This is a genomic window from Paenibacillus wynnii, from assembly GCF_030812855.1.
Classification (GTDB): domain Bacteria; phylum Bacillota; class Bacilli; order Paenibacillales; family Paenibacillaceae; genus Paenibacillus_AQ; species Paenibacillus_AQ wynnii_A.
The window spans coordinates 255,766-280,212 of sequence record NZ_JAUSTK010000002.1; the positions used below are offsets into that span (position 1 = coordinate 255,766).

21 protein-coding genes are annotated in these 24,447 nt (G+C 47.4%); 7 read left to right on the plus strand and 14 right to left on the minus strand.

The window, feature by feature from the left end:
* Nucleotides 1–226: 226 nt before the first annotated feature.
* Both J2T20_RS03085 and menA read right to left on the minus strand, forming a co-directional pair.
* Nucleotides 227–1,219 carry a Gfo/Idh/MocA family protein gene (locus tag J2T20_RS03085; protein ID WP_307585457.1) on the minus strand — a complete coding sequence of 331 codons (993 nt, stop codon included), beginning with the start codon at nt 1,217–1,219 and terminating at the stop codon, nt 227–229.
* Between the two features lie 28 nt (nt 1,220–1,247).
* On the minus strand, nt 1,248–2,198 hold the full coding sequence (gene menA, locus J2T20_RS03090) for a 1,4-dihydroxy-2-naphthoate polyprenyltransferase (protein WP_307585459.1): 951 nt from the start codon (nt 2,196–2,198) through the stop codon (nt 1,248–1,250).
* Nucleotides 2,199–2,469: 271 nt separating this feature from the next.
* On the opposite strand from menA, the gene J2T20_RS03095 reads away from it, so the two are divergent.
* The 6 genes from J2T20_RS03095 to J2T20_RS03120 all read left to right on the plus strand — a co-directional run bounded on the left by J2T20_RS03095 (nt 2,470) and on the right by J2T20_RS03120 (nt 10,686).
* Complete coding sequence (locus tag J2T20_RS03095) at nt 2,470–4,830, plus strand: putative bifunctional diguanylate cyclase/phosphodiesterase (RefSeq protein ID WP_307585460.1); 2,361 nt, start codon at nt 2,470–2,472, stop codon at nt 4,828–4,830.
* Nucleotides 4,831–4,952: 122 nt separating this feature from the next.
* Nucleotides 4,953–5,576 carry an acetate uptake transporter gene (locus J2T20_RS03100; protein WP_307585462.1) on the plus strand — a complete coding sequence of 208 codons (624 nt, stop codon included), beginning with the start codon at nt 4,953–4,955 and terminating at the stop codon, nt 5,574–5,576.
* A 323-nt stretch (nt 5,577–5,899) separates the two neighbouring features.
* Nucleotides 5,900–8,041, plus strand: a complete 2,142-nt coding sequence (locus tag J2T20_RS03105) for a bifunctional diguanylate cyclase/phosphodiesterase (protein ID WP_307585464.1) — start codon at nt 5,900–5,902, stop codon at nt 8,039–8,041.
* A 56-nt stretch (nt 8,042–8,097) separates the two neighbouring features.
* Nucleotides 8,098–8,418, plus strand: a complete 321-nt coding sequence (locus J2T20_RS03110) for a hypothetical protein (protein WP_307585466.1) — start codon at nt 8,098–8,100, stop codon at nt 8,416–8,418.
* Between the two features lie 161 nt (nt 8,419–8,579).
* Nucleotides 8,580–9,056, plus strand: a complete 477-nt coding sequence (locus J2T20_RS03115) for a DsrE/DsrF/DrsH-like family protein (RefSeq protein ID WP_307585467.1) — start codon at nt 8,580–8,582, stop codon at nt 9,054–9,056.
* 124 nt (nt 9,057–9,180) lie between these two features.
* A complete protein-coding gene (locus tag J2T20_RS03120; protein ID WP_307585469.1) occupies nt 9,181–10,686 on the plus strand; it encodes an aminotransferase class V-fold PLP-dependent enzyme in 1,506 nt (501 codons plus the stop codon).
* A gap of 539 nt (nt 10,687–11,225) precedes the next feature.
* On the opposite strand, the gene J2T20_RS03125 is transcribed toward J2T20_RS03120, so the two are convergent.
* From J2T20_RS03125 to J2T20_RS03165, 9 genes are all read right to left on the minus strand, one after another.
* Entirely contained in the window at nt 11,226–12,140 is a 915-nt protein-coding gene (locus tag J2T20_RS03125; RefSeq protein WP_307585471.1) for an aldo/keto reductase, read from the minus strand.
* A gap of 49 nt (nt 12,141–12,189) precedes the next feature.
* Entirely contained in the window at nt 12,190–12,810 is a 621-nt protein-coding gene (locus J2T20_RS03130; RefSeq protein ID WP_307585472.1) for a TVP38/TMEM64 family protein, read from the minus strand.
* 180 nt (nt 12,811–12,990) lie between these two features.
* Nucleotides 12,991–13,653 (minus strand): bifunctional 2-keto-4-hydroxyglutarate aldolase/2-keto-3-deoxy-6-phosphogluconate aldolase, encoded by a 663-nt coding sequence (locus J2T20_RS03135; RefSeq protein WP_307585474.1) that lies wholly within the window; start codon nt 13,651–13,653, stop codon nt 12,991–12,993.
* Nucleotides 13,654–13,683: 30 nt separating this feature from the next.
* Nucleotides 13,684–14,637, minus strand: a complete 954-nt coding sequence (locus J2T20_RS03140) for a phosphoglycerate dehydrogenase (protein WP_307585476.1) — start codon at nt 14,635–14,637, stop codon at nt 13,684–13,686.
* A gap of 2 nt (nt 14,638–14,639) precedes the next feature.
* The gene (gene ilvD, locus J2T20_RS03145) at nt 14,640–16,286 is read right to left on the minus strand and encodes a dihydroxy-acid dehydratase (protein ID WP_307585478.1); all 1,647 of its coding nucleotides are present in this window, start codon (nt 16,284–16,286) and stop codon (nt 14,640–14,642) included.
* Nucleotides 16,287–16,371: 85 nt separating this feature from the next.
* Nucleotides 16,372–17,646: an MFS transporter gene (locus J2T20_RS03150; RefSeq protein WP_307585480.1), complete on the minus strand. Its 1,275-nt coding sequence runs from the start codon at nt 17,644–17,646 to the stop codon at nt 16,372–16,374.
* A gap of 17 nt (nt 17,647–17,663) precedes the next feature.
* On the minus strand, nt 17,664–18,614 hold the full coding sequence (locus J2T20_RS03155) for a sugar kinase (RefSeq protein ID WP_307585482.1): 951 nt from the start codon (nt 18,612–18,614) through the stop codon (nt 17,664–17,666).
* A 12-nt stretch (nt 18,615–18,626) separates the two neighbouring features.
* Nucleotides 18,627–19,388: a sugar phosphate isomerase/epimerase gene (locus tag J2T20_RS03160; RefSeq protein WP_307585484.1), complete on the minus strand. Its 762-nt coding sequence runs from the start codon at nt 19,386–19,388 to the stop codon at nt 18,627–18,629.
* 253 nt (nt 19,389–19,641) lie between these two features.
* Complete coding sequence (locus J2T20_RS03165; RefSeq protein WP_307585485.1) at nt 19,642–20,688, minus strand: LacI family DNA-binding transcriptional regulator; 1,047 nt, start codon at nt 20,686–20,688, stop codon at nt 19,642–19,644.
* Nucleotides 20,689–20,850: 162 nt separating this feature from the next.
* On the opposite strand from J2T20_RS03165, the gene J2T20_RS03170 reads away from it, so the two are divergent.
* Nucleotides 20,851–21,354, plus strand: a complete 504-nt coding sequence (locus J2T20_RS03170; RefSeq protein ID WP_307585487.1) for a GNAT family N-acetyltransferase — start codon at nt 20,851–20,853, stop codon at nt 21,352–21,354.
* 99 nt (nt 21,355–21,453) lie between these two features.
* Here J2T20_RS03170 and J2T20_RS03175 read toward each other — a convergent pair whose 3' ends face one another.
* The 3 genes from J2T20_RS03175 to preA are packed head-to-tail and all read right to left on the minus strand — an operon-like array spanning nt 21,454 to nt 24,397.
* Complete coding sequence (locus J2T20_RS03175) at nt 21,454–21,678, minus strand: hypothetical protein (protein WP_307585489.1); 225 nt, start codon at nt 21,676–21,678, stop codon at nt 21,454–21,456.
* On the minus strand, nt 21,678–23,105 hold the full coding sequence (gene hydA / locus J2T20_RS03180) for a dihydropyrimidinase (RefSeq protein ID WP_307585491.1): 1,428 nt from the start codon (nt 23,103–23,105) through the stop codon (nt 21,678–21,680). Before hydA ends, J2T20_RS03175 begins: the two co-directional genes overlap by 1 nt.
* Before the next feature lie 2 nt (nt 23,106–23,107).
* A complete protein-coding gene (gene preA / locus J2T20_RS03185; protein ID WP_307585493.1) occupies nt 23,108–24,397 on the minus strand; it encodes an NAD-dependent dihydropyrimidine dehydrogenase subunit PreA in 1,290 nt (429 codons plus the stop codon).
* Between the last annotated feature and the right edge of the window lie 50 nt (nt 24,398–24,447).

Consider the following 24,447-nt stretch of genomic DNA (forward strand, 5'->3'; position numbering starts at 1 on the left):
CTCTTCACCCATTAAAATAATTATCACAATCGCTGCAGTGCATTTCTTAGAAGGATCAGTACACGAATATTGGATAAATGGAAGAGTGCGTAATGATTATAGGTATCCCAAGAAGATACGGTTACGCAATATTTTACCCTGTATTTCGCGGGCTGTCTAAGAAAATACTGGGTTTTGAGCCCTTTTTTTTAGATCCGCAACAAATGTCCATATTTGACGGCATTTATCAAAGAGGAAGTCTTACCCGTTCTTTGGCTGAGCGAAGGCAGGTTTCTAGCAGAATCATATTGGAAATCGCATCCTCCGGCTTATATAGAGGTCTACCTCCAAAGACAGCGGCTGCGAAATTATCCACCTGATTAACATAAGGATTGGACCCCGTTGCTTTCACGAGACGCGTACCGTCTGCAGTATGTACAGAAAAGTCAGCATCCTCATATCTGGCATTAAACGGCATGGGGATCTCTATTCTTCCTTCCGTGCCTGTGATCTCCAGAAACTGCCGGTTATACGCCCACATTCCGCAGTCAAAAATCAGACTCAGGCCACCTGGAAACTCCACCAGACCCGAGGCCATCATATCCACATTGTCATGCTCGGGAGAGAAAATAGCATGCACCGTCACCGCTTCCGGCTCCACACCATATAGCAACCGTGCTGCGCTTAACGGATAACAGCCGATATCATATAATGATCCGCCGCCCCAATCCGATCGGAAGCGAATATTAGTAGTATCTGCGGCATCATTGTAGGTGAAAGTCCCCCGGATGGACCGAAGGTCCCCAATTTCACCGTTTGCAATCAGCGCCTGCACCTCGGAAATCCGCGGATGATGCCGATACATGTAGGCTTCTGCCAGATGGACGCCCGCTTTATTGCAGGCATCTACCATTTCAGCAGCTTCACTGCTGCTAAGCGCTATAGGTTTCTCGCACAGTACATGCTTGCCGGCTTCCGCAGCACGGATAACCCACTCCCGGTGCAGGTGATTGGGCAGCGGAATATAAACAGCATCGATCTCCTTATCATTAAGCAGTTCTTCATAGCTGCCATAGGCACTCTTCACTCCGAACTCTGCGGCTACAGCGCCGCTTTTCTCAGGCCCGCGGCTGGCTATTCCTTGAATCACTCCACTCTCAGATTCTGCAATCGCTGGCATAACTGATCCTGTCGCAATTTGGGCACAACCCATGATTCCCCAACGAAGTTTTTGCTTCATCACCCACACCTCTTCCCTAATTATGGATTCATACAGTTTTAAGTAACACAGCGGCACCTAGAACTGCGATACGCACAGCATTCATTAGAACGAAGTTTTTAACGGATAGGATAAAGGTTGTAGCTTTGTCCGGGTTCTCAGCAAACACAGAAATATTACGCCGGAGCGGAATCAGGGTCAGCAGTATTAAAAGTACCAGCGCTACATTCACACCAAGGAGCAGGAGAACGATGAGATCCAGATAAGACACATAATAGAGCAGTTTGAACAGCATAATCGCGTTTTTTTTACCGATGTAGACTGGAAGAGTATATCTGCGATTCTCGATATCATCTTCAATATCGCAGATATTATTAGCAAGCATGATTCCGGCAATGCCCAGGATCGCCGGGACAGAGAACCAGAAAAGATAGAGAACCTCCAAGATATTAACATGCAGGTTGACCCAGCCCTCCTGAATTAGAAGCGCTACCACACTCTCATCGGTATGGATATAAGCAGAGATGAAGATGATTACAAAGCCCATGAAGAGGCCTGAGAACAGCTCTCCGAGCGGCATTCTTGAAATAGGTATCGGCCCGAAAGAGTATAAGATCCCGATCAGAAATGATAATCCCCCTAGGAGGAAAACAAGGAGTCCCGTCTGCGTAACCAGCGCTATCCCTCCGCCCGCTGCCAGCAGCAGTAACATCACAATAGTTGCAACTACCACGCTCTCCTTCAGCTTGTGATGAACAATAGCATTATGCGTTTCATACCCATAACCGTGCTTTTTTGAAGCTTTTTTGAAATCATAATAGTTATTAATTGCCGTTGTCGCCATGTCAAAGCTCAGCAGTGACACGAACATAAATAGAGCACGCAGCACATAAAAGTCATCAAACCGATACAGGGCATAAAGGGTCCCCAATAGAAAGGGAATCATACTGGCAACCTTTGTCTGAATCTCAACAAACTTTAAAAATGTTCTAACATTCACCAGCATCTCACCCTTCGGATGTTAAATAGAGGCACCGCCTGATAAAAACCCGGAATTTGTCGTTATTACCTCAGGGGTACGGTGTGCCTCCACATCTGTCCCATCATTTCCTCGCTTATCTCCTTTTATTATTATATGATAATAATTATCATTAACATTATACAACAAATTCCGCTTTTTCGGGAGGAATTACGCTGCCAAAATAGCCATAATCATGCTACACTAATAGTGAAAAACTTCCAAATATCTCAAGTTACTATAAGGGGTCCCTATGAAATTACGTAAAAAAATAGCCCTATTTATCACTTGTGTCTCCTTGGTCGGACTTGGAGTGACTTATTTATTCGTACAACTTATTCTACTCAATCGATTTGACAAGCTGGATGAGGCCAATCTGCACAACACCTTGCATGATATTGTCGCTTCCTACAATGATGAATTACAAATGATGAAGACGAGTCTCGTTAATTATTCGATGTGGGATGATACCTACCAATTTGTAACTACAGCTTCACCCAAGGTTGATCACGCACAGCAACCCTATATTTTAAGTAATTATGACAAAACCACATATGAAACTAACAACTTCCATATGATCGCGTTATTAAACAAGTATGGCGATACTGTATATGGCGGCACCTACAATAGTAGTCAGGATGACAATGTTTCTCCGCTGCCGGCTGAGTATTACAGACTTTTTTCCCAAATCAGAAGTGATCCCCCTGCAACGAACCCTACTTGGGACAGTATTTCGGGAATTGTTCTCCTAGATGAAGGTCCGATGTTGATTACCTACTTACCTATTGTCAAAAGCAATAATACGGGGACCATGCAGGGAATTGCCATTGCCGGAAGAATGATTGACGATGATGAAATTAAGCGAATCGGCCGACTGAGCCCTCTCGGCATCAAGTTAACCCCTGTCACCCCGGGTCTTCTAGAGGAAAGTAAGGGGCAAACGACATGGACTTCCTCTCGGACTGAGCATCTTCTAACTATACATACTCACATTGCCGACGTATTCGGGAACCCAGGCATTGTTCTGACCATAGACCAACCCAGGGAAATTTATCAGAGCGGTCTGCAATCTATTCGAAGCTTCCGACTGGTTTTCTTCTCGATCACCTTAATAACGAGCATCGCCATTGTTATCTATGTAAACCGATCCATTCTACAACGCATGGCGTCATTAAATAGAAAAATACGCTCGATTAGCAGCAGTCAGGATTTGTCCATTCGAATTGTCAGCACCGCAAAAGATGAATTCAGTGATATAGAGCATGAGTTCAATGCTATGATCTCTTCTTTACAGTCTGCTCAAGAGAGTCTTCAACTGCAAGCTAAGCTTGATCCTCTTACCCAGCTACCTAATCGAACCTTATTTTTCACAAGGCTAAGTGAGGAGATAGAGAAAGCCAAGCAGAATAATTCGCAAATTGCGCTGCTGTTCATTGATATTGACAATTTCAAGACAGTTAACGATACTTGGGGTCATGATTATGGTGATGCTATTCTGAAGGAAATTTCTAGACGCATAACATGTGCTGTGGGCGACTCCAACTTGACCTCTCGATTAGGCGGCGATGAGTTTACCATACTGTTAGCCGACATCCGCAAGAAGGATGATATTACATTTCATCTACAAAAAATTCAGGAGGCTTTATCAGCCCCCCATAAAATTCATGGACAACTTCTATACAGTACAGCCAGCATTGGTGTAAGCGTGTATCCTGAGAATGGAAAGGATGCCGAATTTCTGGTCAAGCAAGCCGATCTAGCCATGTTTCACGTAAAGGAAACCGGCCGGAACAACTTCTTCCAATATTCAGATATACTCGAAGAAAGCGTTCGCCGGAAAAAAGTCCTAAGACAGCAGCTATTATCGGCAATAGATAACCAGGAGTTAGAGGTTCATTACCAGCCTATACTTTCAGCAGGAGAGTTGGGAATTAGGAAGGTTGAGGCATTGCTGCGTTGGAGCAGTCCGACCTATGGCGCTATCCCTCCCTCCGAATTCATCCCACTGGCTGAAACGAACGGTTCGATCGTTAACATAGGAAGATGGGTATTCCAGCAGGTTTGCCGGGATCTGCGCAGCTTTAATGATCAGGGCCTTTCATTAAGAGCCGCTGTTAACATTTCCGCTATGCAGTTAATGCAGCCGTACCTCCTGAATGAATTATTAGAGGCAGTGAAGAATAATGGCCTTACTCCTTTCAGCCTGGAGCTCGAAATCACTGAAAGCGTACTCATGTCAGGTGACAGCTTCTTCACCTCCCTGCAGAAGCTTCGAGAACACGGCTTCCGGATTTCACTGGATGATTTCGGTACAGGGTTCTCGTCATTAAGTTACCTGCGACGCTTCCCTGTAGATGTAATCAAGATCGACCGCTCCTTCATATCTGAGATCACCCATTCACAGTCTGATGATACCTTGGTTAAAGCAATCATAGAGCTTAGTCATAATCTCGGTCTGCTGGTCGTATCTGAGGGTATCGAGCTGAAGTTACAATTTGATATGCTGCTTAGTTTGGGTAGTGACGAGCTGCAAGGGTATTATATTAGCAAACCGCTAAATGCATCAGAAATTATTTCCTTTTTGTCACAAGATACTCCATTTTACGACAAATAATGATAGTAGGTTATAGGCAATTTATTAACGATATGATATGATAGGCAGGCTTAATAACAGCGCCCCCTTGGGTGCTGTTATTTTGAGCGAACATTTCTATAAATATTGGAGGCTTTTCTTACATGTCAGCACAATCTCAATCCACTCAATCAGTCAAAATAGTCACCGCCGACCCAAGTGCAATCGGTCTACTCGGACTGGCTATTGTTACCCTCGTTGCCTCATCTCAGAAACTTGAAATTACATCAGGCCTTAGTTTTGTTCTCCCTTGGGCAGTTTTTCTTGGAGCATTTGCCCAACTGTTTGCGTCCATCCAGGATGCAAAGCACAATAATACATTTGGTATGACGGCCTTCGGTGCCTATGCATTCTTCTGGTTCAGCATGGCCGGCAGTTGGCTAATCAAGCTAGGTGTATTCGGTACCGTATTGGCTGAAGCTGTAGACCCTAAGCAACTTGGCTTCGCTTTCCTTGGCTATTTGGTCTTCACGTTGTTTATGACGATCGGTGCCGTAGAAACCAACAAGGTACTGCTCATCATTTTCATATTGATCGACTTCCTGTTTCTTGGACTCATGTTCGACTCCTTTGGAATCGCTGCTGAAGCCTTCCATAAGCTTGCTGCCATCTCCGAGCTTGCCATTGGTATTGTTTCACTTTATGGCTGCGGTGCATCTGTACTAAACGCTCATTTCGGACGCACTTTCTTACCTGTCGGGGCTCCGCTTCGTATATTCAAGAAATAGGCTGAGAAGTATCAGCAGGTTTACTGCCTTAGCCCAAGTAATGCTTGGGTTACCCTAAGGCGGTATATCCGCTTTTCCGAAATATTAATACTCTTATATTTCAGATAAACGGATTTACGAGTAATCGCCCGAACGGGGCGATACCCGTCTATCCTTTTTTTATTTTCCAAAGAATTATTATCATGATTTTTCTTGCGCAATGGCTATAAAAATGACATGCTATAGAGACACCTACGACAATTCTCGACATTTTTCTCGCGGCGTGGGAAACGTTCCCTTAGTTTCAGTAAATAATGTTGAATTTCGCATATCGGAGGCAATTTATGGCTTTCATTAATAAAAAGCCTTTAACGATCATCCTCGGCTTCTTAGTCGTTCTACAGATCTCTTTATTCTACTACTATACCTTATCGGTGGAACGGGAATACCAAGCCCTGAAATCCGATTTGTCCTCACAGGCAATCATGCTAACATCGAATATTGAAGAGAGAGTATCGATTGTAAAAGGTGTCAGTTCTTTCATCCAAACGGTTGGCTTTGAAGCTGACCCCATGGTTATCAACCGCTATTTAGCTATGGCCTACAACAATTCCAAACACGTAATGAACATTATAGTAGCACCGAATGGCATTATTAATTACCTTTATCCCCTTTTAGGCAACACTGCGATTCAAAATAAGAGTTTGCTTCTGGAGTCCTCTTTATCCACACCGGGAATGATTCAAGAAACCATTCGATCACGCACAATAACCGTTGATGGTCCGCGAACCCTTGCTCAAGGCAATAATGGCATGATTATCCGGCAAGCCTTGTACGATGGTGATACCTTTAGCGGTATAGTCTCTGTAACTCTGCGTATTGATGACATTGTGAATCAATTCCTCTTGAAGGACACTGACGTTTTTGTTACTAAGGAAGATGGCACCTATCTATTCGGTAATGAGCACAGCAAGTCAGGCAGAATAATAACGGTTCCTATCAAACTCTATAACCAGGAATGGTTAATGGGTCTCACGCTGGATCCGCAAAAGAAATGGTCAGCACTGCGGGACATCCTTTTCATCGACTTCGCCTTCCTTATAATCATCGCTTTCATATTGTACATAACATGGCATCAAAGGCGGTTCAATAGGGAGCTTGAGCGCATAGTCAGTATTCGCACCCGCGATCTGCGTGTATCCGAACGTCTGTATGAGAAGCTTGCCTATTACGACAGTCTGACTGAGATTCCAAATCGACGGTACTTCATGGACGAATTTGATCGGCTGCTTCAAAGCGCAAAACCTACTCAGACCTATACTCTTTTATTCCTGGATTTGAATAAATTTAAGGAAATTAACGATACACTGGGACATTCAGCAGGTGATCAGGTCATTAAGACTTTGGCCAAACGGATCGTGGGCGGAAATCTACCGTTTCGAATGTTTGCCCGTACAGGCGGGGATGAATTTGTAATGCTGTTCGGAGATTTACCGCGTGATCAAATCTCTGTGGTCGTCGATCAAATTAGGTCACTCATCTCCGCAACACTTTACATGGCCGGAACCCAGCTGAACTTATCGACAAGTATTGGTGTCTCACTATATCCAGAGCATTCTATGAACATAGAAGACTTATTGAAATTTGCGGATATGTCAATGTACCAAGCAAAAATGATGGATGGACCTGACTATTTCCTGTTCAATCAAGACTTAAGAGAGAAGCTTAGTAAAAAGACAATGATTGCCAAAAACCTGCGATCTGCTCTAGCGAATAATGAGTTCGTTCTCCATTATCAACCTCAGGTTAATGCTGTTACCGGGGAAATCACGGGTCTAGAAGCGCTTATCCGTTGGAATCACCCTGAGAAGGGTTTGCTTGGACCCGGTCATTTTATTGGTGCCGTTGAAGAGGCCGGACTGATGATTCAGCTTACTGACTGGGTCATTCGAGAAGTATGCAGACAGCTGTGCCAATGGCGGGAAGACAATATGAAGCTGCTGCGAACCTCCATCAATATCTCGAACAGCTGGTTCTACCATCGTAATTTGATTGAGAATTTATTCTCCCTTCTGGATCAATACCACTTGGGGACCGATATCCTGGAGTTTGAAATTACGGAGAGCACAGCTCTTCTGGAAGAACATTATCCGCTCTTGCAGCTGATGCGTGACCGCGGCATTGTCGTGTCAATCGATGACTTCGGTACAAAATATTCTTCACTGAATTATTTAAAGCATTTCCCGGTCAATAAAATCAAGATCGATCGAACTTTTATTACTGGAATTGGTGTCAGCACTATTGATGAAACGATTATCAAATCGATCGCTCTGGTGGCTTCCCAGTTGGGATATGAGCTGATTGCTGAAGGTGTGGAAACCCAGGAGCAGGCTGATTTCCTCATAGAGCATGAATGTCATCATATTCAGGGATTCTTCTTCTACAAGCCGCTGCCTGCCGATGAAATTCGCAAGCTATTCCGATAATGGGCTATACTACAATTATATAATCCTAGGGAACCCAAGAAAGGACTTTGAAAAAGATGAATATATTTACGACTTCCGAGCTGTTGGGGACGGCCATTTTTGCTCTGATTCTTGCAATTCTTGCTTACCGTATCATCCGTGGCATGCCTACGATGGCTGGTGATATTGGAGCGTTGCGCAAGAGAACTCTCGTTTGGACGCAGGTAGCCTTGGTGCTAACAGTCCTGCAGCTGAATTTTAAAGCTGGCGATTGGCGGTTTGCGATTATATTGGGACTTATCGTGCTGTTCACTAGCAGCGTATGGCTTGCGGCCCGTCACTACGACCTCCTTCGTCCGTTGGATCCAGAACAGACCAAAGACGACAAACTAGAATAGTACAGCATAGTGTTAATTGCTCACACGAATAAGCCTCCGGATAGGGGGCTTTTTTGTTTGTGATAAAGACTCGGGCAAATACCCTCCTATTACAGTTCAATGAATACCTTCTACAGAGCGGATCCATACTAAGGTCATTCCAGATTTAACGGAGGCGACCAATGGGTAAAAAGCTCAATCTACTAATGTTTAGCGGTGAATATGACAAGGCCATGGCAGGGTTAATTCTGGCGAATGCAGCTAGAGATATCGATGTGGAGGTTTCGATGTTCTTTGCCTTCTGGGGACTGTTCCTGATTCGTGATCCTGAGACGATGACGCTTGCGGACAAAACCATCTACGAAAAGATTATGGACGTGGTTACCCCAAAGGGACCGGAGCATTTGCCACTCTCACGCATGAATTTCAGCGGTCTTGGACGGGTGATGCTGGAGGAGATGATCGAGGATCAAGGAGCGCCAAAGCTGATTCATTTTCTAAAAGGTGCACGCAAAAAAAAGATCAAATTCTATGCCTGCAAGCTCTCTGTAGAAATCATGGGCTTCAAGCCGGAGGAACTGCTACCTGAGGTAGAGATCATCGAGGCCTCCGCCTACTTGAAGGACGCTCTGGAAAGCGATATGCAGCTGTTTATTTAGCCAATATGGGCATTAACCTATTCCCTCAAGCAGGCATATACTGAGGCCAAGAAGAAACGGCTGCGCCGTCCTTTTAGGGATGGCACCGTTTCTCGGAGAAACTGCTGGCTGGAGGGATTGTCCCATGCTAAGTATTATTCCCGCTTCTTCTACAGAGACGCCGACTTCGCTGCAAGAGCATTTCAGGACTTTTCGTGAACATACTATTGGCATAAGACACCAGATCACCACCCCGTATGGTAGACAGCCCTTGCTGTACGCCGACTGGACCGCAAGCGGTCGTCTGTATGAGCCTATCGAACGCCGTCTCTTGGAGACCTTTGGCCCCTATGTTGCTAACCCGCATACTGAATCTAATACTACCGGACTTACCATGACTCTAGCCTACAACGAAGCCCGCAGCATAATTAAAAGGCATGTCCATGCCACAGCGGATGATGCGCTGCTGTTCTGCGGTTACGGCACAACAGGAGCCATCAATAAGCTTCAGCGGATACTCGGTCTGAATAAACCAGACTGGCTTCAGGAACAAATGATGATAGCGCCGGAGGATCGACCGGTTATTTTTATCAGCCATATGGAGCATCATTCCAATATTCTGCCGTGGCAGGAGAGTATCGGGGAGTTGATTGTTGTGCCTCCGGGAGAAGATGGCAGTATCGACCCGAGACAGCTTGACGATATCCTTCATCTCTATCGCAATCGGCGTTGGAAGATTGGAAGCTTTACCGCTTGCTCCAATGTAACCGGTATAGAAACACCCTATCATAAGCTCGCTGCCGTTATGCACAAGCATGGGGGGTATTGTTTTGTAGATTGTGCCGCCAGTGCTCCTTATACAGATATAGACATGCATCCTCCATCCCCATCGGAGAAGCTGGATGCCATCTTTTTCTCTCCCCACAAATTCCTGGGAGGCCCCGGCACAGGCGGAATCCTAATATTCGATGCTGAGCTGTACAACCGCCGTTTCCCTGATGAGCCGGGAGGAGGAACAGTCGTATGGGTAAATCCTTGGGGCGGAAGATGTTATACAAGGGATATTGAAGCCCGTGAGGACGGGGGAACACCTGGATTCTTGCCAGCCTTTCGAACAGCTCTGTGTCTTAATCTGAAGGAAACTATGAAAGTGGAATATATGAGGGTTCGGGAACGGGAGCTATGCGAGAAGCTGCTTCAAGGTCTGGATACTATACCCGGCTTGGTAGTCTTGGCAGGCGACCATACCCGGCGCCTGGGCATCGTTTCTTTTACGATAAAGAACATTCATTACAACCTCATTGTCCAGCTGCTCAATGACCGTTTCGGGATTCAAGCCCGCGGAGGCTGCGCTTGCGCCGGTCCTTATGGTCACTATCTGCTCGGAATCAGCAAGAAGCTGTCCTCTCAGATTTCAGAGACTCTGAATACTGGCGATCAGTCGGAAAGACCAGGCTGGGTCCGCATTTCCCTTCACCCGATCATGACGGATCTGGAAGTTTATACGATTGTAGCTGCCGTAAGATCAATTGCACACCACATCAAGGAATGGCAAAGGGACTACCTATATAATCCCATAACTAATAGCTGGGAGCACAACAGTGCCGTGAAGCAGTCTGAGGTCAAAATTCGCAATCTTTTTACGATATAGGAAACGAGCCACTTGGGCGGAATATAGTGTAAAAGTACATTAGAATTCGTGGAAACGAGCAACTTGGGCCGATTATAGTGTAAAAGTACATTAGAATTCGTGGAAACGAGCCACTTGGGCGGAATATAGTGTAAAAGTACATTAGAATGGGCGGAAACGAGCCACTTGGGCAGATTATAGTGTAAAAGTACATTAGAATGGGCGGAAACGAGCTACTTGGGCCGATTATAGTGTAAAAGTACATTAGAATGGGCGGAAACGAGCCACTTGGGCCGATTATAGTGTAAAAGTACATTAGAATTCGTGGAAACGAGCCACTTGGGCAGATTATAGTGTAAAAGTACATTAGAACTCGTGGAAACGAGCCACTTGGGCAGATTATAGTGTAAAAGTACATTAGAACTCGTGGAAACGAGCTACTTGGGCCGATTATAGTGTTAAAGTACATTAGAATTCGTGGAAACGAGCCGCTGGGGCGGAGATAATGCTCAAAAAAATAGCCCCACGAAGTGTGGAGCCTTGTAAACTAATCCATCTGCTTAGCGAGAGTCTGCTTTCACCATATCCAGTTTAGCGGCCTCTGCATTGGAGACCACCTGCTCTACATTTTTACAGCCCGGAATTACACTGGTCACAGCCGGGTTCTGCAGGCACCATGCCAGCGCCCACTGTGCCATAGGAATATCACGCGGTACTTCATTGGCAGCGATCTCTCCTACTTCCTTCAACTGTTTGTTTCTTGTCTCCTCATTATGGTTAGCCCGAACATCACCCGGCTGGAAGATCGCATCCGGCTTATATTTGCCGCTTAAATACCCGCTGGCCAGCGGAACGCGTGCCAACACACCCAAATGATGTTCCAGGCATAGCGGGAAAATGTGTTCCTCCGGCTTACGATCAAGCCTGTTGTATACAACCTGTATAACCTCTGCCTGCACTCCCGGTGCAGAAGACGTCTGATACACTCCTTGGTTGGAGGCGCTGATGGAAATGCCCAGATGGCGGATTTTGCCTGCTTGAACTTGTCTGTCCAGCATGCTCCATAGCTTGTCATTATTGAAATCGTTATCCGTTCCGGAGTGGAATTGATACAGATCCACATATTCACTCTGGAGCGCACGCAGGGAATCATCCAGCTGCTTCAATACATCATCCGCGTTCCATAGCTGCTCCCGCTCCAGATGACCTGTAAAGTGATGACCGAACTTCGTCGCCACAATCCAATCCTCCCGCTTGCGGCGGGCCAGATAGCTCCCGATAAACTTCTCAGACAAGTGATCACCGTAGCATTCTGCTGTATCTAACAGATTAATTCCGAGTTCACCCGCCTTATCAAGCATGGCATCCACTTCAGCTTGAGTGAAATCCTTGCCCCACTCTCCGCCAAACTGCCATGTTCCTAAACCAATCACTGATACATCTATCCCTGTACTGCCCAGCTTGCGAAACTTCATGCGAGACCTCCTCAGATTGTTGTGGTATAAATTATAGCCATTAACAACACTATACATTACCCTTCCCGTTCCGCCGTGCCGCTTTGGCAAATTGCGCCTCTATCGCCTTGACGCCCCACAGTGACAATCCGATAAACAGCAGCACATATATCACTTCCCACGGATGACGGATAAACCGTTCTACATCATTCCCTATATACGACACAGCGAATACCATTATGGCCTTGCCCGCACATAACGCAATGAGATAAGAGCGCAGCCTCATACCCGCCAGCCCCGCAGCCATATTAATAACTACGAAAGGTCCTACCGGAAAAAGACTAAGCAAAAAGACATAGCTGAAACCGCTCTGCCGGACCCAAATCATACTTTTTGCCACCTTGGGCCGTTTCGCCCATTTCTTTAAGTACCGGTGGGAAGCGATTTTACGTATGACCAGGAAAGTAGTTACACAACCGGTAACCAGTCCAATCCAAGAGTATAAAAAACCGAGCCATAATCCATATACTGCTGCGTTCAATCCTACAATGCCGATTGTTGGGAGCGGCGGCACGAATGATTTCATAAAGGCCAACCCTATACCGGGAATCGACCCGAGCGATCGATATTGTTCCAGCATATATAGCAATTTATCCTCTGTCAGCCATGACATAATATCCAGTGTTCCCATAAAATCGGCGTACTCCTCACCTATCTATTAATCTTAACATCCCTATTATACATGATTAGCGTTCTGTCTTTTATAGCACAATAAAAATCCCCTCCGATCGATAGCTCCTGAATTCATCGTCAATGAACTCTTTTCACTGTCTGCCGTGAGGGGATATCATGTAGTTTACTGATCTCTACCTTAACTGATGGATAATCTGAAGGCCTCTACATATTCGGCCGATTTTTTGGCGATCAATGTGTAATCTTGTAAGCGGACAGCCTCGGACGTTAAATCCGAGCCGATTCCGACAGCAAAGGCACCCGCCTTTACCCAATCCTTAAGATTGTCCAGGTTCACTCCGCCTGTCGGCATAATGTTGGCTTGGGGCAAAGGCCCTTTAATAGCACGGATCATGGACGGTGAATACAAATTCCCCGGGAACAGTTTCACCACATCAACGCCGAGCTCCAGGGCTTCCTGAATTTCCTTGGCCGTCATAACGCCGGGCATCACCGGAATACGGTACCGGTTGCACAGCTTAACCGTTTCGGGATTAAGGGAGGGACCAACAACAAATTCTGACCCGCTCAAAATGGCGGCACGGGCTGTTTCGGGATCAAGCACCGTTCCCGCTCCAATAACAGCATACTTTTGTGGATCCTGTGAAGTGCTGGAATAAACAGAAGCCAGCTTTTCTATCGCTCTGAGGGCAAATGGAACTGTCATAGTTACTTCAATAATTCTAATCCCGCCCGCTATAGCTTGCTCCGCCATCTCCACCACTTCTTCGGGAGAGTCTCCGCGAAGAACAGCTACGACGCCCTCCTCATGGATTTGGCGAATAACTCTAAGCTTATTCATTTCCTGTTCCCCTTTGCACTTTAAAATAGGCTATTTCTTGACCGGAAACTTCGGCTGTTCTCCGGATAGTACTCTAATCACTTCCTCCGCAGCCATCCGGGCCATACGGTAACCGGCCTCTACGGTGTTGGAACCAACGTGAGGAGAGGTTACGACATTAGGCAAACCGACGATATTGAGAGTTATCGGAGGCTCTTGAATAAAGGTATCCAGACCTGCTCCCGCTATTTGACCTTTGGACAAGGCTTCGTATAAATCTTCTTCGACGACCAGATCGCCCCGGGCAGTATTAATCAGGTAAGCCGTCTTCTTCATTTGTGCCAGAGAATCCTTATTGATCATCCCTATCGTCTCGGGAAGAGAGGGAGCGTGCAGGGTAATAATATCCGACTGAGCATACAGCTCAGGGAGAGTTACATAGTTGACGCCGTATTGGTCGATAAGATCCTGACGGGCATAAGCGTCATATGCAATGATCTGCATATCAAACGCTGCCGCCCGTTTCACAACCTCAGCACCGATAGCACCCAGCCCAACCACTCCCAATACCTTCCCTCCAAGCTCTGTGCCGGTAATGCGATCCCAACCGCCGCTTTTTACTCCGGCATTCATCTGCGGGATATGGCGTGCAACACTTAGCATCAGACTTAAAGCCAGCTCCGCAACCGAACGGGTCGGAGCTCCCGGTGTAATAGTCACCGGAATGCCCAGCCGATCAGCCTCCGCCACATCAATGTTATCGTAGCCGACGCCGTATTTTGCGACTATTTTCAAGGTCGGAGCTCCGGCCTCCAGCACCTTCCCGGTCACTTCGTCGATGCCGGTAATCAGCGCATCGGCGCCTTTAATAGCTATCAGGAGCTCCGACTCATTTAAAGGTCGGCCCTCAGAATTCCAGATAATTTCAAACCCTGCCTGAGTAAGCAGGTCCTTGGCTTCTTCCGAACGGGAGAACGAACGTGGCAGAGCAACTACTTTTGGCATAATTAAAAATCCTCCTTAAAGATACGGATTCCGCCACGCGCAGCTGAAGAAGCATGCTCCGCATACAGGCGCAGATACTTGCTCGCTTCGCGTTTGATATGTTCCAGCTTCTTCGTACGCTTGACCAATTCTTCTTCCGATACGTGAAGATGAAGCTTGCGGGAAGGTACATCGATTTCTATCCGGTCCCCATCCATAACCAGTGCAATGGTTCCGCCTTCGGCCGCTTCAGGGCTGGCGTAGCCAATAGACAAGCCGGAAGTAGCTCCTGAGAAGCGGCCGTCCGTTATTAGAGCGGCGCGTTTGAACTTGCCGAGGATTTCCGTGCACCGGTGAAGCTCACGCATGCCCGGTCCGCCTTTCGGTCCCTCATAGCGGATGATAACTGCATCTCCTTCTTCAATAAGTCCAGCTTCGTAGGCATCCGAGAATGCCTCTTCAGAATTGAATACTTTGGCCGGTCCCGTAAAGCTTCTCAGCTCTGGAGCAACAGCCGATTGTTTGATCAGGGCACCGTCAAGTGCCAGATTTCCCTTCAGGACAGCCACTCCGCCTTCCTTGTCAATCGGCTGATCCAGTGTGCGGATAATCTCACGGTCCAATACAATGGCATCCGCGATATTAACCCCGACGGAGTTGCCGGTAACAGTCATAACACCCGTATGCAGATGAGCACCCAACTCCTTCATCAAAGCAGGCATTCCTCCGGCACGCTGCAGATCATTGGTGGTGTATTCATTATTATTAGGAGTGACTCCCGCTAGGAAGGGAACTCGGCGGCTGATTTCGTCAAACAGGGACATCGGAAGATCAATCCCCAATTCATGAGCGATTGCAGGAAGATGCAGACACGCATTCAGAGATCCCCCCATGGCGAGCAGCACGGAAATGGCGTTCTCAAAAGCTTCAGGCGTCATAATTTCCTTCGGTGTCAATCCCTGCTTCACCAAAGCTACCGCCTGCCGTCCCGCTTCCTCTGCAGCATCCAATTGTTCATCGGACAAGGCCTGCATCCAGGATGTGCTCGGCATAGCCATGCCCAAGGCTTCGGATAGCCCCTGCATCGTGTTAGCCGTGCCGAGGAACGGGCAGGCTCCAGGTCCGGGATAGTACTGATTGGTGATTTCGACTAAACCTTTCTCGTCCAATTCTCCATCCAGGAATTGCCTTCTTGCCGCCTTAGATTCTTTTGGCTTAATATGATTCGGCATTACTCCGCCCAAAACGACCAAACCGGGTAGATTGAGACGGGCAGCTGCCATCAACATGCCTGGGACAATTTTGTCACAGGAGCTTAAAACTACCATTCCATCAAAAATACCATGGGCCTTCACCATTATTTCTACGCTGTCGGCCACAGTTTCACGGCTCGGCAGCGAATATTTCATTCCCGAATGCCCTTGGGCGATACCGTCGCAAACCGCAATCGTGTTAAACTCCAGGGCTAATCCTCCGGCGGCTTCAATCCCGGCTTTAACCCGGTCAGCCAGCTGGCGTAAATGAACATGTCCCGGAACGATTTCGTTCCAGGAATTTGCAACAGCGATAACGGGCTTATCCATTTTGGAATAATCCACCCCGCAGGAACAGAGATGCGCCTTCAATATGGCTCTTGTAAAAGGTGATATCGTAGAAATACGGTTACTCATAGGTAACTCCCTCCTGTACTGCTCTATTTATCTAGGGCTCCGGTTTAGCTTGCGCTCCCCGGAGCCTGTTTTTGTTTTTGTAAAATTAAGCCGCTATTTTATTGTCCGGCACCTTGCTGGACGGAGTCTTGACCACAAGGGTCATAATAACGGATGCGACCAAAGCTAACGACATGAACATATACGATGCATCAGGAGAACCTGTGGAACCGTTCAGATAACCGACGATGTAGGACCCGACAAAAGAACCGAGTGCACCGAAGCTGTTAATAAGTGCCATTGCACCGCCGGCAACGTTGCGCGGCAGAAGCTCTGGAATAATGGCAAAGAAAGGGCCATACGGGGCATACATAGCTCCGCCTGCAACGACCAGAAGAGCGTAGGACAACCAGAAATTCGACGGTCCAATCAGGTAGGAGCCGTAGAAGCAGATAGCACCGATAAGAAGACAAATCCAGACTACGCCTTTGCGGTTCATAGTACGGTCAGCATAATAGGAAACGGACAGCATCATAATTACGGCGAGCAGATACGGTACGGCAGAAAGCCAACCTGCTGCTACGATCCCCGTGTTTCCAGCGTTCTTGATAATTGACGGGAGCCACATAACAAATCCATAAACACCGATGCTCCAGAAGAAGTATTGAATGGAAAGCATGATTACCTTCGGGTTTTTGAACGCTTCGCGGTAATTTTTAACTTCCTTTATGCCTTGTTGTTCGTCTAGGAGCGCTTTCTCTACTTCTTTCTTATCATTTTCAGACAGCCACTTAGCATCTTTCGGCTTATCCTTAACTAGCTTCCACCAGAAAAATGCCCAGATAATCGAAGGCAGACCTTCAATAATAAACATCATGCGCCAGCCTACACCGTTTACCAAGTATCCGGATACGATGGACATCCATAATACGGTCACCGGGTTACCCAGGATTAAAAATGTATTGGCCCGGGAACGTTCTCCTTTTGTAAACCAGTTGCTTAAAAATATCAGCATTGCCGGCATAACCGCGCTTTCCACTACGCCAAGTGTAAAGCGTATTATATATAGGAATTTGATATCGGTTACCATCCCGGTTGCGGCTGCACACATTCCCCACAGAATCAAACACCAGAACACCAGCTTTTTCGCGCTTTTATTGGCGGCGTAGGTTGCTCCGGGGATTTGGAAGAAAAAGTAGCCCAGAAAAAACAGCGCTCCCAGTAAGGAAGAAGATGCTGCAGTAATATTTAAGTCTTTGGCCAAGCCCGATGCTGCGCCAAAGCTGTAATTTGCCCGGTCCAGATAGGCCAAGCTGTAAGTGATAAAGACCAAAGGAATGATTTTTAGCCACCGGCTGGGTGCCAGTTTTTTAATTTCCATGTTATTTTCTCCCCTTATTAATGGATACAGGATGCTATCATAAACGCTTCCAATTGGGCGCGGGTCGGCAGACCTTCCGCGTCACCCGCTGCCGTCACAGCTAAGGCTCCGATGGCATTCCCGCGGCGAACCGCCTCTTTAACCGGCAGACCGTCCAATAAACCGCTGATCAATCCGACCGCAAAACCATCCCCGGCTCCGACTGTATCCACAACCTGAACGCAGAAGCCTTCGACAACACCTTCTTCGGTCGGAGTACGATAATATGCGCCTTCCGGCCCTAATTTTACCGTTACAAGCTTGGCACCCTGCTCTAGATAATAAGCCGCAATGTCCCTTGGCTCGGAGTAGCCTGTTAATATTTTGCCTTCCCCTTCTCCTGGCAGAACCCAGTCTGCTTGGCAGGCCATGGAGTTGACGACTTCCACCATCTCCGCTTGACTGCTCCACAGCTTTGGCCGCAGATTGACATCAAACGAAATGGTCCGGTTTGCTACTCTCATAAGTCTAAGAGCCTCATAAGCCAGCTCCCTCGCGCTTGCTGAGACCGCCGCCGGAATTCCGGTCAGATGAAGATGCTTGGCGCTTGTAAAAGCTGTCGGATCAACATCGGCGGGGCAAATCGTGCTCGCAGCAGATCCTTTCCGGAAATACTGGACCTGAGGATCGCCATTTACGACCTTTGATTTCAATTGAAAGCCCGTTGGGTATCGTTTGTCTGTGAGAACAGCCTCTACATCAACGTTTTCTTTGCGCAGGGCCTCAATGATAAACTTCCCGAACGAGTCATCCCCTACTTTGCTGATCCACCGCATATTAAAGCCCAATCTGGCCAAACCGGTGGAAACATTCGTTTCCGCTCCGGCCAACGCCTTAGTAAACTGCTCAATGTGATGCAGCTCACCGGGGCGATCGGCAATGAACATAGCCATTGCCTCGCCGAATGTTACAACATCGCATGCCTTCATACACAATCCTCCTTATGCTTCCGCTATCATCGCTACGTACTGCTGCAGGGCTTGGGTCAGGTCCTCTCCTTCGACCGGGAACTCAATGGTCCGAGGTACGTCCTGAGGAAGAAGGGCAAGAATATTCCGCCATAAGCTGTTAGCTTCTTCCGGAAGACCTAAGGTAACGAGCTTTCCGTTAACCGTCTCCACATGCTTCAGGTGAATATATCCGACATTACCTGCCAGTGCAGCGGCAGCTTGCAGCCCTTCCTCTCCGGTCCAGTGCCAATTGCCGACATCAAAGGTCATACAGATCCGTAATCCCGCTTGATGGCAATCCTCAAAAAATCGCTGGAGCTTACGTACATTGCCTCCATGAGGCGTTTGATCATTTTCAACAGTCAACTTTAAAGCGCTTTCTACAGGAACACGATTTGCCCAGTAATGCTCCAAGCCAGTCAGATCAGACGTTCCAGGCAGATAGTGCCCGAGCGAGGTTTTGATCCAAATTGCCCCAATAGCAAGGGCTTCGGGAATGATGATATCCAGACTTTCCACATTCAGCGTTCCATCAACATTCCATAACTCTACCGGAGCTGAATAGACACTCACGAGCCGCTCTGATTTAATTTGTTGGTCTAGAGCGGATAAACAAGGGTTTTCTTGAAACAGCTCTCTTCGAATTTCAATTCCAGCGCATCCAGCAGCCTTGGCTACCGGAATACAAAATTCCTGTCCCTGCTGAACAGCCAGCGGTCCGAGGGACGCCGTAGTGGTAAAAACCTGAACCATTAGTATTTCTCCTTTTAATGACCAAAATAACGGTGACTATTTGATGAAAGCGCTAACTGGTACCGATTAACGGAATCGGTACCATAAAAGAGTTAAAGGGAAGCCGCCTTCCAGTTACAAGGGCGACTTCAGATGAATTACAAATCAATTTGCGCAAAATTGATGGTTAATGGAACCGTTTTACGGAATCGGTTTCATTGGCATAAAGATACAATATAGACACGCTCTCCGTCAAGAGTGTTCACAAGATTTATTAATTTCTAGAAGGAGTTGATCCTCTTATGATTAAGTTCGCAGACAACGCAAGATGACTCTCCGGACTTTTGTCGCCTCCGATACGCTCCAAGACCCTCTCCATCGCTTTTTGTCCGATTTCATAGGTAGGTTGTTCGATGGTTGTGAGACCTGCACCAATTACGGGGGCCCATTCCGAATCGTCAAAGCCCGAAATCCCAATATCATCAGGTATGCGCAGCCCTCTCTTCTGCAGGGCATTAATCAATTTCAGCTGTGTGACTGCATTGGCGGCGAACAGCATACGGGATTTGTCAGCCGATTCGGCGAGAAACTGATCCAACTTCGCCTCGAACTGATCCTGGTTCCGGATTTCGAATTCATAGATGTCATTTATGCTAGGATGGCCGGCTTCTCCAAGAACCTCAATAAAAGCCTGGTACCGTTCATAACGCGAGCTGACATTCTGAAAGGGCTGGGAGAAAAAACCGATTCTTTCATAACCCTGTCCCAGAAAAAATCGTGCCGCCTCGGACATCGCATTGTAATTATCTGTTCCAACGGTGTCATAACTCAGCCCTTGGATAGTTCGGTCTATGAATACGATAGGGATTTGGTCTTCAGCCATTTCCTCCAGAATTTCCTTGTTATGGCCGGTCGGATGGATGATTAAGCCATCAATACGGTGAGCCTGCATCATGGCGATATAATTCTTTTCTTTGATCGGGTCGTTATCGGTATTGCATACAATCATGCTGTAGCCCTGATTAGTACATACATCCTCGGCACCTCTAAGTACGGAAGTGGAATATGGATTTGAAATGTCCGCAAAAATCATCCCAATGGAATAGCTCCGGTCCTGCCTAAGTCCTCTTGCCATCCGGTTTGGCCGGTAGCGAAGTTCTGACACGGTTTCTTTGATTCTAATCAGTGTGGCGCTGGAAATAGATTTATAATCTCCGCTTAAGTAGCGCGATATCGTTGTTTTGGAAACACCCGCTGCCTTGGCCACATCTGCGATTGTTGCTTTATGCGGCGGTTTCGGGGGTTGATTGGTAGTGTCCATGGCTTGTCCTCATTCTTGGATAGGGTGTAAGATTCTTTATTATATCATACCAGTATCTCACATAAAGTAGTGTTCTCCCGATTCTACAGTAGATGGATGACCCTGATGATATTCTTGTAATATAATTTATGGAAATCATATGAGAGAGAGGGAAAGGAATCAATGATTCATTCAGAATCACTCCAACTGAGGAAAACAACGGAGGAGGACCTGGAGTTCGTATTAGCCGCAGAGCAAGCACAACATAATTGTGCCTTTATCGGTCAATGGTCCAAAGAAGAACACCGAGCCGCACTTCACGACTTGGATATGCTGCATCTCATTATTATTGACGCACTAGGAGAGCTAACAGGTTACGTCATCGTTACCGGCCTTCTGGACCCCAATTTTGCAGTATGTATTAAACGTATTGTCATTGAGTCCAAAGGGCTCGGCTACGGAAAATTGACGTTGCGTCTCCTCTCGGATTGGATCTTCCAGAACACGGCAACTCATCGGCTTTGGCTGGATGTTAAGGATCATAACGAAAGAGCGCGTCATGTATATGAGGGAGCGGGTTTTATTTTTGAGGGCATGTTGAGGGATTGTGTAAAGGTCGAGAAAGGCTTCGAATCGCTGCTGATTATGTCTATCCTCCGTACAGAATATTTAAGCAGAAAGACATAACAAGACAAACCTGTATAAACAACATGGTTTATTTAGAGCTGGCGAACTCAAATAAGGCTCGGGGATTCTCCCCCGCAGCCTTATGGTTACGTCTCTTTCTTACAGCACCACTGTCTTTTGATTTGCAAAAACAAGGGTCGTTACATACTTCCGGGCATCCGCCGTCAACAAGACAAGCTCTACATTGCTCTTAGCCGGCTCTCCCCTAACAAACTTCACTTTAGCACCGTCCAAGTCTTCTTGGATGCCGGCAATAGAGTAGCCTTTGAAAAGAAGCTCGTCAATCGCCTGCTGCTCCTTCGCAAACTCCTCATAGGCTGCCATCAGACCACCCCTTCTCTGACTTTAGTCTTTAGCGGGCGGGGGGCCGAGGCTTCAAACCGTTTCCGGTGCAGGTATTTCCCGGCTCCGACTTTCCCGACAAATGTCTTGTCGCGGATAACAAACTCGCCCCGGCTAAGGACGGATACCGGTTCCCCTTTAATCTCAAAACCTTCAAAAGCGTTGTAGTCCACATTCATATGATGCGTATCCGCCGAAATGGTTCTTTCCACATTGGGATCAAAGATCACTAGATCGGCATCACTGCCTACGGCAATCGTACCTTTTTGCGGAAATAATCCGAACAGCTTTGCGCTGGAGGTAGAGATGATATCTACGAATTTGTTCAGGGAAATCCGGCCCTTCAGGACACCCTCCGAATACAAAATACTAAATCGGTCTTCAATGGTAGGGCCGCCGTTCGGGATTTTGGAGAAATCACCCAGACCCAAATCCTTCTGCCCTTTAAAATTGAATGAGCATTGGTCGGAGCCTATGGTTTGCAAGCTGCCACTCCACAGCGCATCCCATAGAACCTCCTGATTCCACTGTTCACGCAGCGGAGGTGACCATACATATTTTGCACCTTCGAAATTAGGTTTCTCAAGCGCTGTCTGATCAAGCACCAAATATTGCGGACAGGTCTCACCGTAAATACGCAGCCCTTTTTTACGGGCTTCAGCAATTTTCCATACCGCTTCGGCACAGGTAACATGCACTACGTACAGCTGGGAATCAGCCAGTTCCGTTAAATAGGCCGCTCGGCCGGTAGCCTCGCCTTCCAACTCCGGCGGACGAGTCAAAGCATGGTAGATCGGGTCTGTATTCCCTGCGGCCAAAGCCTGCTCCACTAGATGATCAATTACATCCCCATTTTCGGCATGCACCATCACAAGCGCACCTTCTTTTTTGGCAGTCTGCAGGGTCTTGAACAATGTGCCGTCATCTACTTGAAGAACATTCTTATAGGCCATGAACACCTTCAGGGAGGTAATGCCTTCGCTCTCAATAATTTGCGGCAGCTCGCCCAGTACCGTGTCGTTCAATTCGGACACCATCAGGTGGAAGCTGTAATCGATGACGGCCTTATCCTCGGATTTACGGTGCCACGTATCCACGGCCTCCTGCAGCGGTTTTCCTTTGGCGGTTAAGCAGAAATCAATTACAGTTGTCGTTCCACCGAAAGCAGCAGCTATTGTACCCGTCTCAAAATCATCAGCCGTAATGGTCCCGCCAAAAGGCATATCCAAGTGAGTATGCGGATCAATCCCGCCAGGAAATACGTAACAGCCCGCCGCATCAATGATTTCTGCACCCTCTGCTTCCAGATTCAAGCCAATCGCCGTAATAATTCCATCCTCCAGAACAACATCTCCCATATAGGTATCTGCCGCGGTAACAATGGTTCCGTTTTTAATGATCTTTTTCATGATTACACAACCTCCGCTTCCGAATAGGAGCCGTTCAATGTACTGATCACTTTTTGCCGCTCATTCCAGGTCATAGGTGCCAATCCGCTTTCCAGCGGAACCATATCAATAGCCCCATCTGCCGGACACACGATAGAACAGAGATTACAACCGACACAATCTTCTTCCCGCACCTGCAAAATCGCCTTGCCCTCCGCGTTGGTCAACATATCGATACATTGATGCGAAGCATCCTCGCACGCAATGTGGCATTTATTACAGTTGATGCAATTCTCCTCGTTAATCCGAGCGACAACCTTATAGTTGAGATCCAAATCTCCCCAGTTAGAATATCTGGATACCGATTTACCAATCAGCTCAGTGACGGAGGCCAAACCTTTTTCATCTAAATAGTTATTCAGGCCGTCAATCATTTCCTCCACGATCCGGAAGCCGTGATGCATCACAGCGGTACATACTTGAATGCCGGTAGCGCCCATGAGCATAAATTCAACAACATCCTGCCAAGTGGAGATTCCGCCAATACCAGAAATCGGTACGCCAACGTTCAGGTCACGGGCACATTCGGCTACCATGCTCAGGGCAATCGGCTTCACCGCCGGGCCGCAGTATCCTCCATGCGCACCTTGTCCGCCGACATGCGGGATCGTGTTCCAGCTGTGAATATCCACCCCTGCGAGACTGTTGATCGTATTAATCATACTGATCGCGTCCGCGCCTCCCTTAACGGCATGGCGGGCAACAACGGTAATGTCCGTAATATTAGGCGTCAGCTTCACAATAACAGGTGTGGTTGCGACTTCCTTCACCCATGAGGTCTGTGCCAGCACGAGATCGGGCTGCTGCCCGGAGGCCGCGCCCATTCCCCGCTCTGCCATTCCGTGCGGACAACCGAAGTTAAGCTCCAGGCCGTCGACACCGATAGCTTCGACTCTTTTGACAATCTCATGCCATGCCTTCTGTGTGGGCTCAACCATCAGGGAAGCGATAACTGCATGATTCGGGAATCTTTTTTTCGTTTCATAGATTTCCTTCAGATTTACTTCCAGCGGCCGATCGGTGATTAATTCAATGTTGTTGAATCCGGCTACCCGCTGCCCATTGAAATGTACGGCGGCGAAACGGGAGGAGGTGTTAATAATCGGATCGCCAAGCGTCTTCCAGACCGCGCCTCCCCAACCAGCCTCGAACGCCCGCTGCACCTGATACCCTGTATTGGTAGGCGGCGCTGATGCCAGCCAGAATGGATTGGGTGACTTGATTCCTGCGAGATTAATACTCAGATCTGCCATGATGGTTCCTCCCTTTGATTAATCGCCAAAGTGTGAATAGATTAAAGATT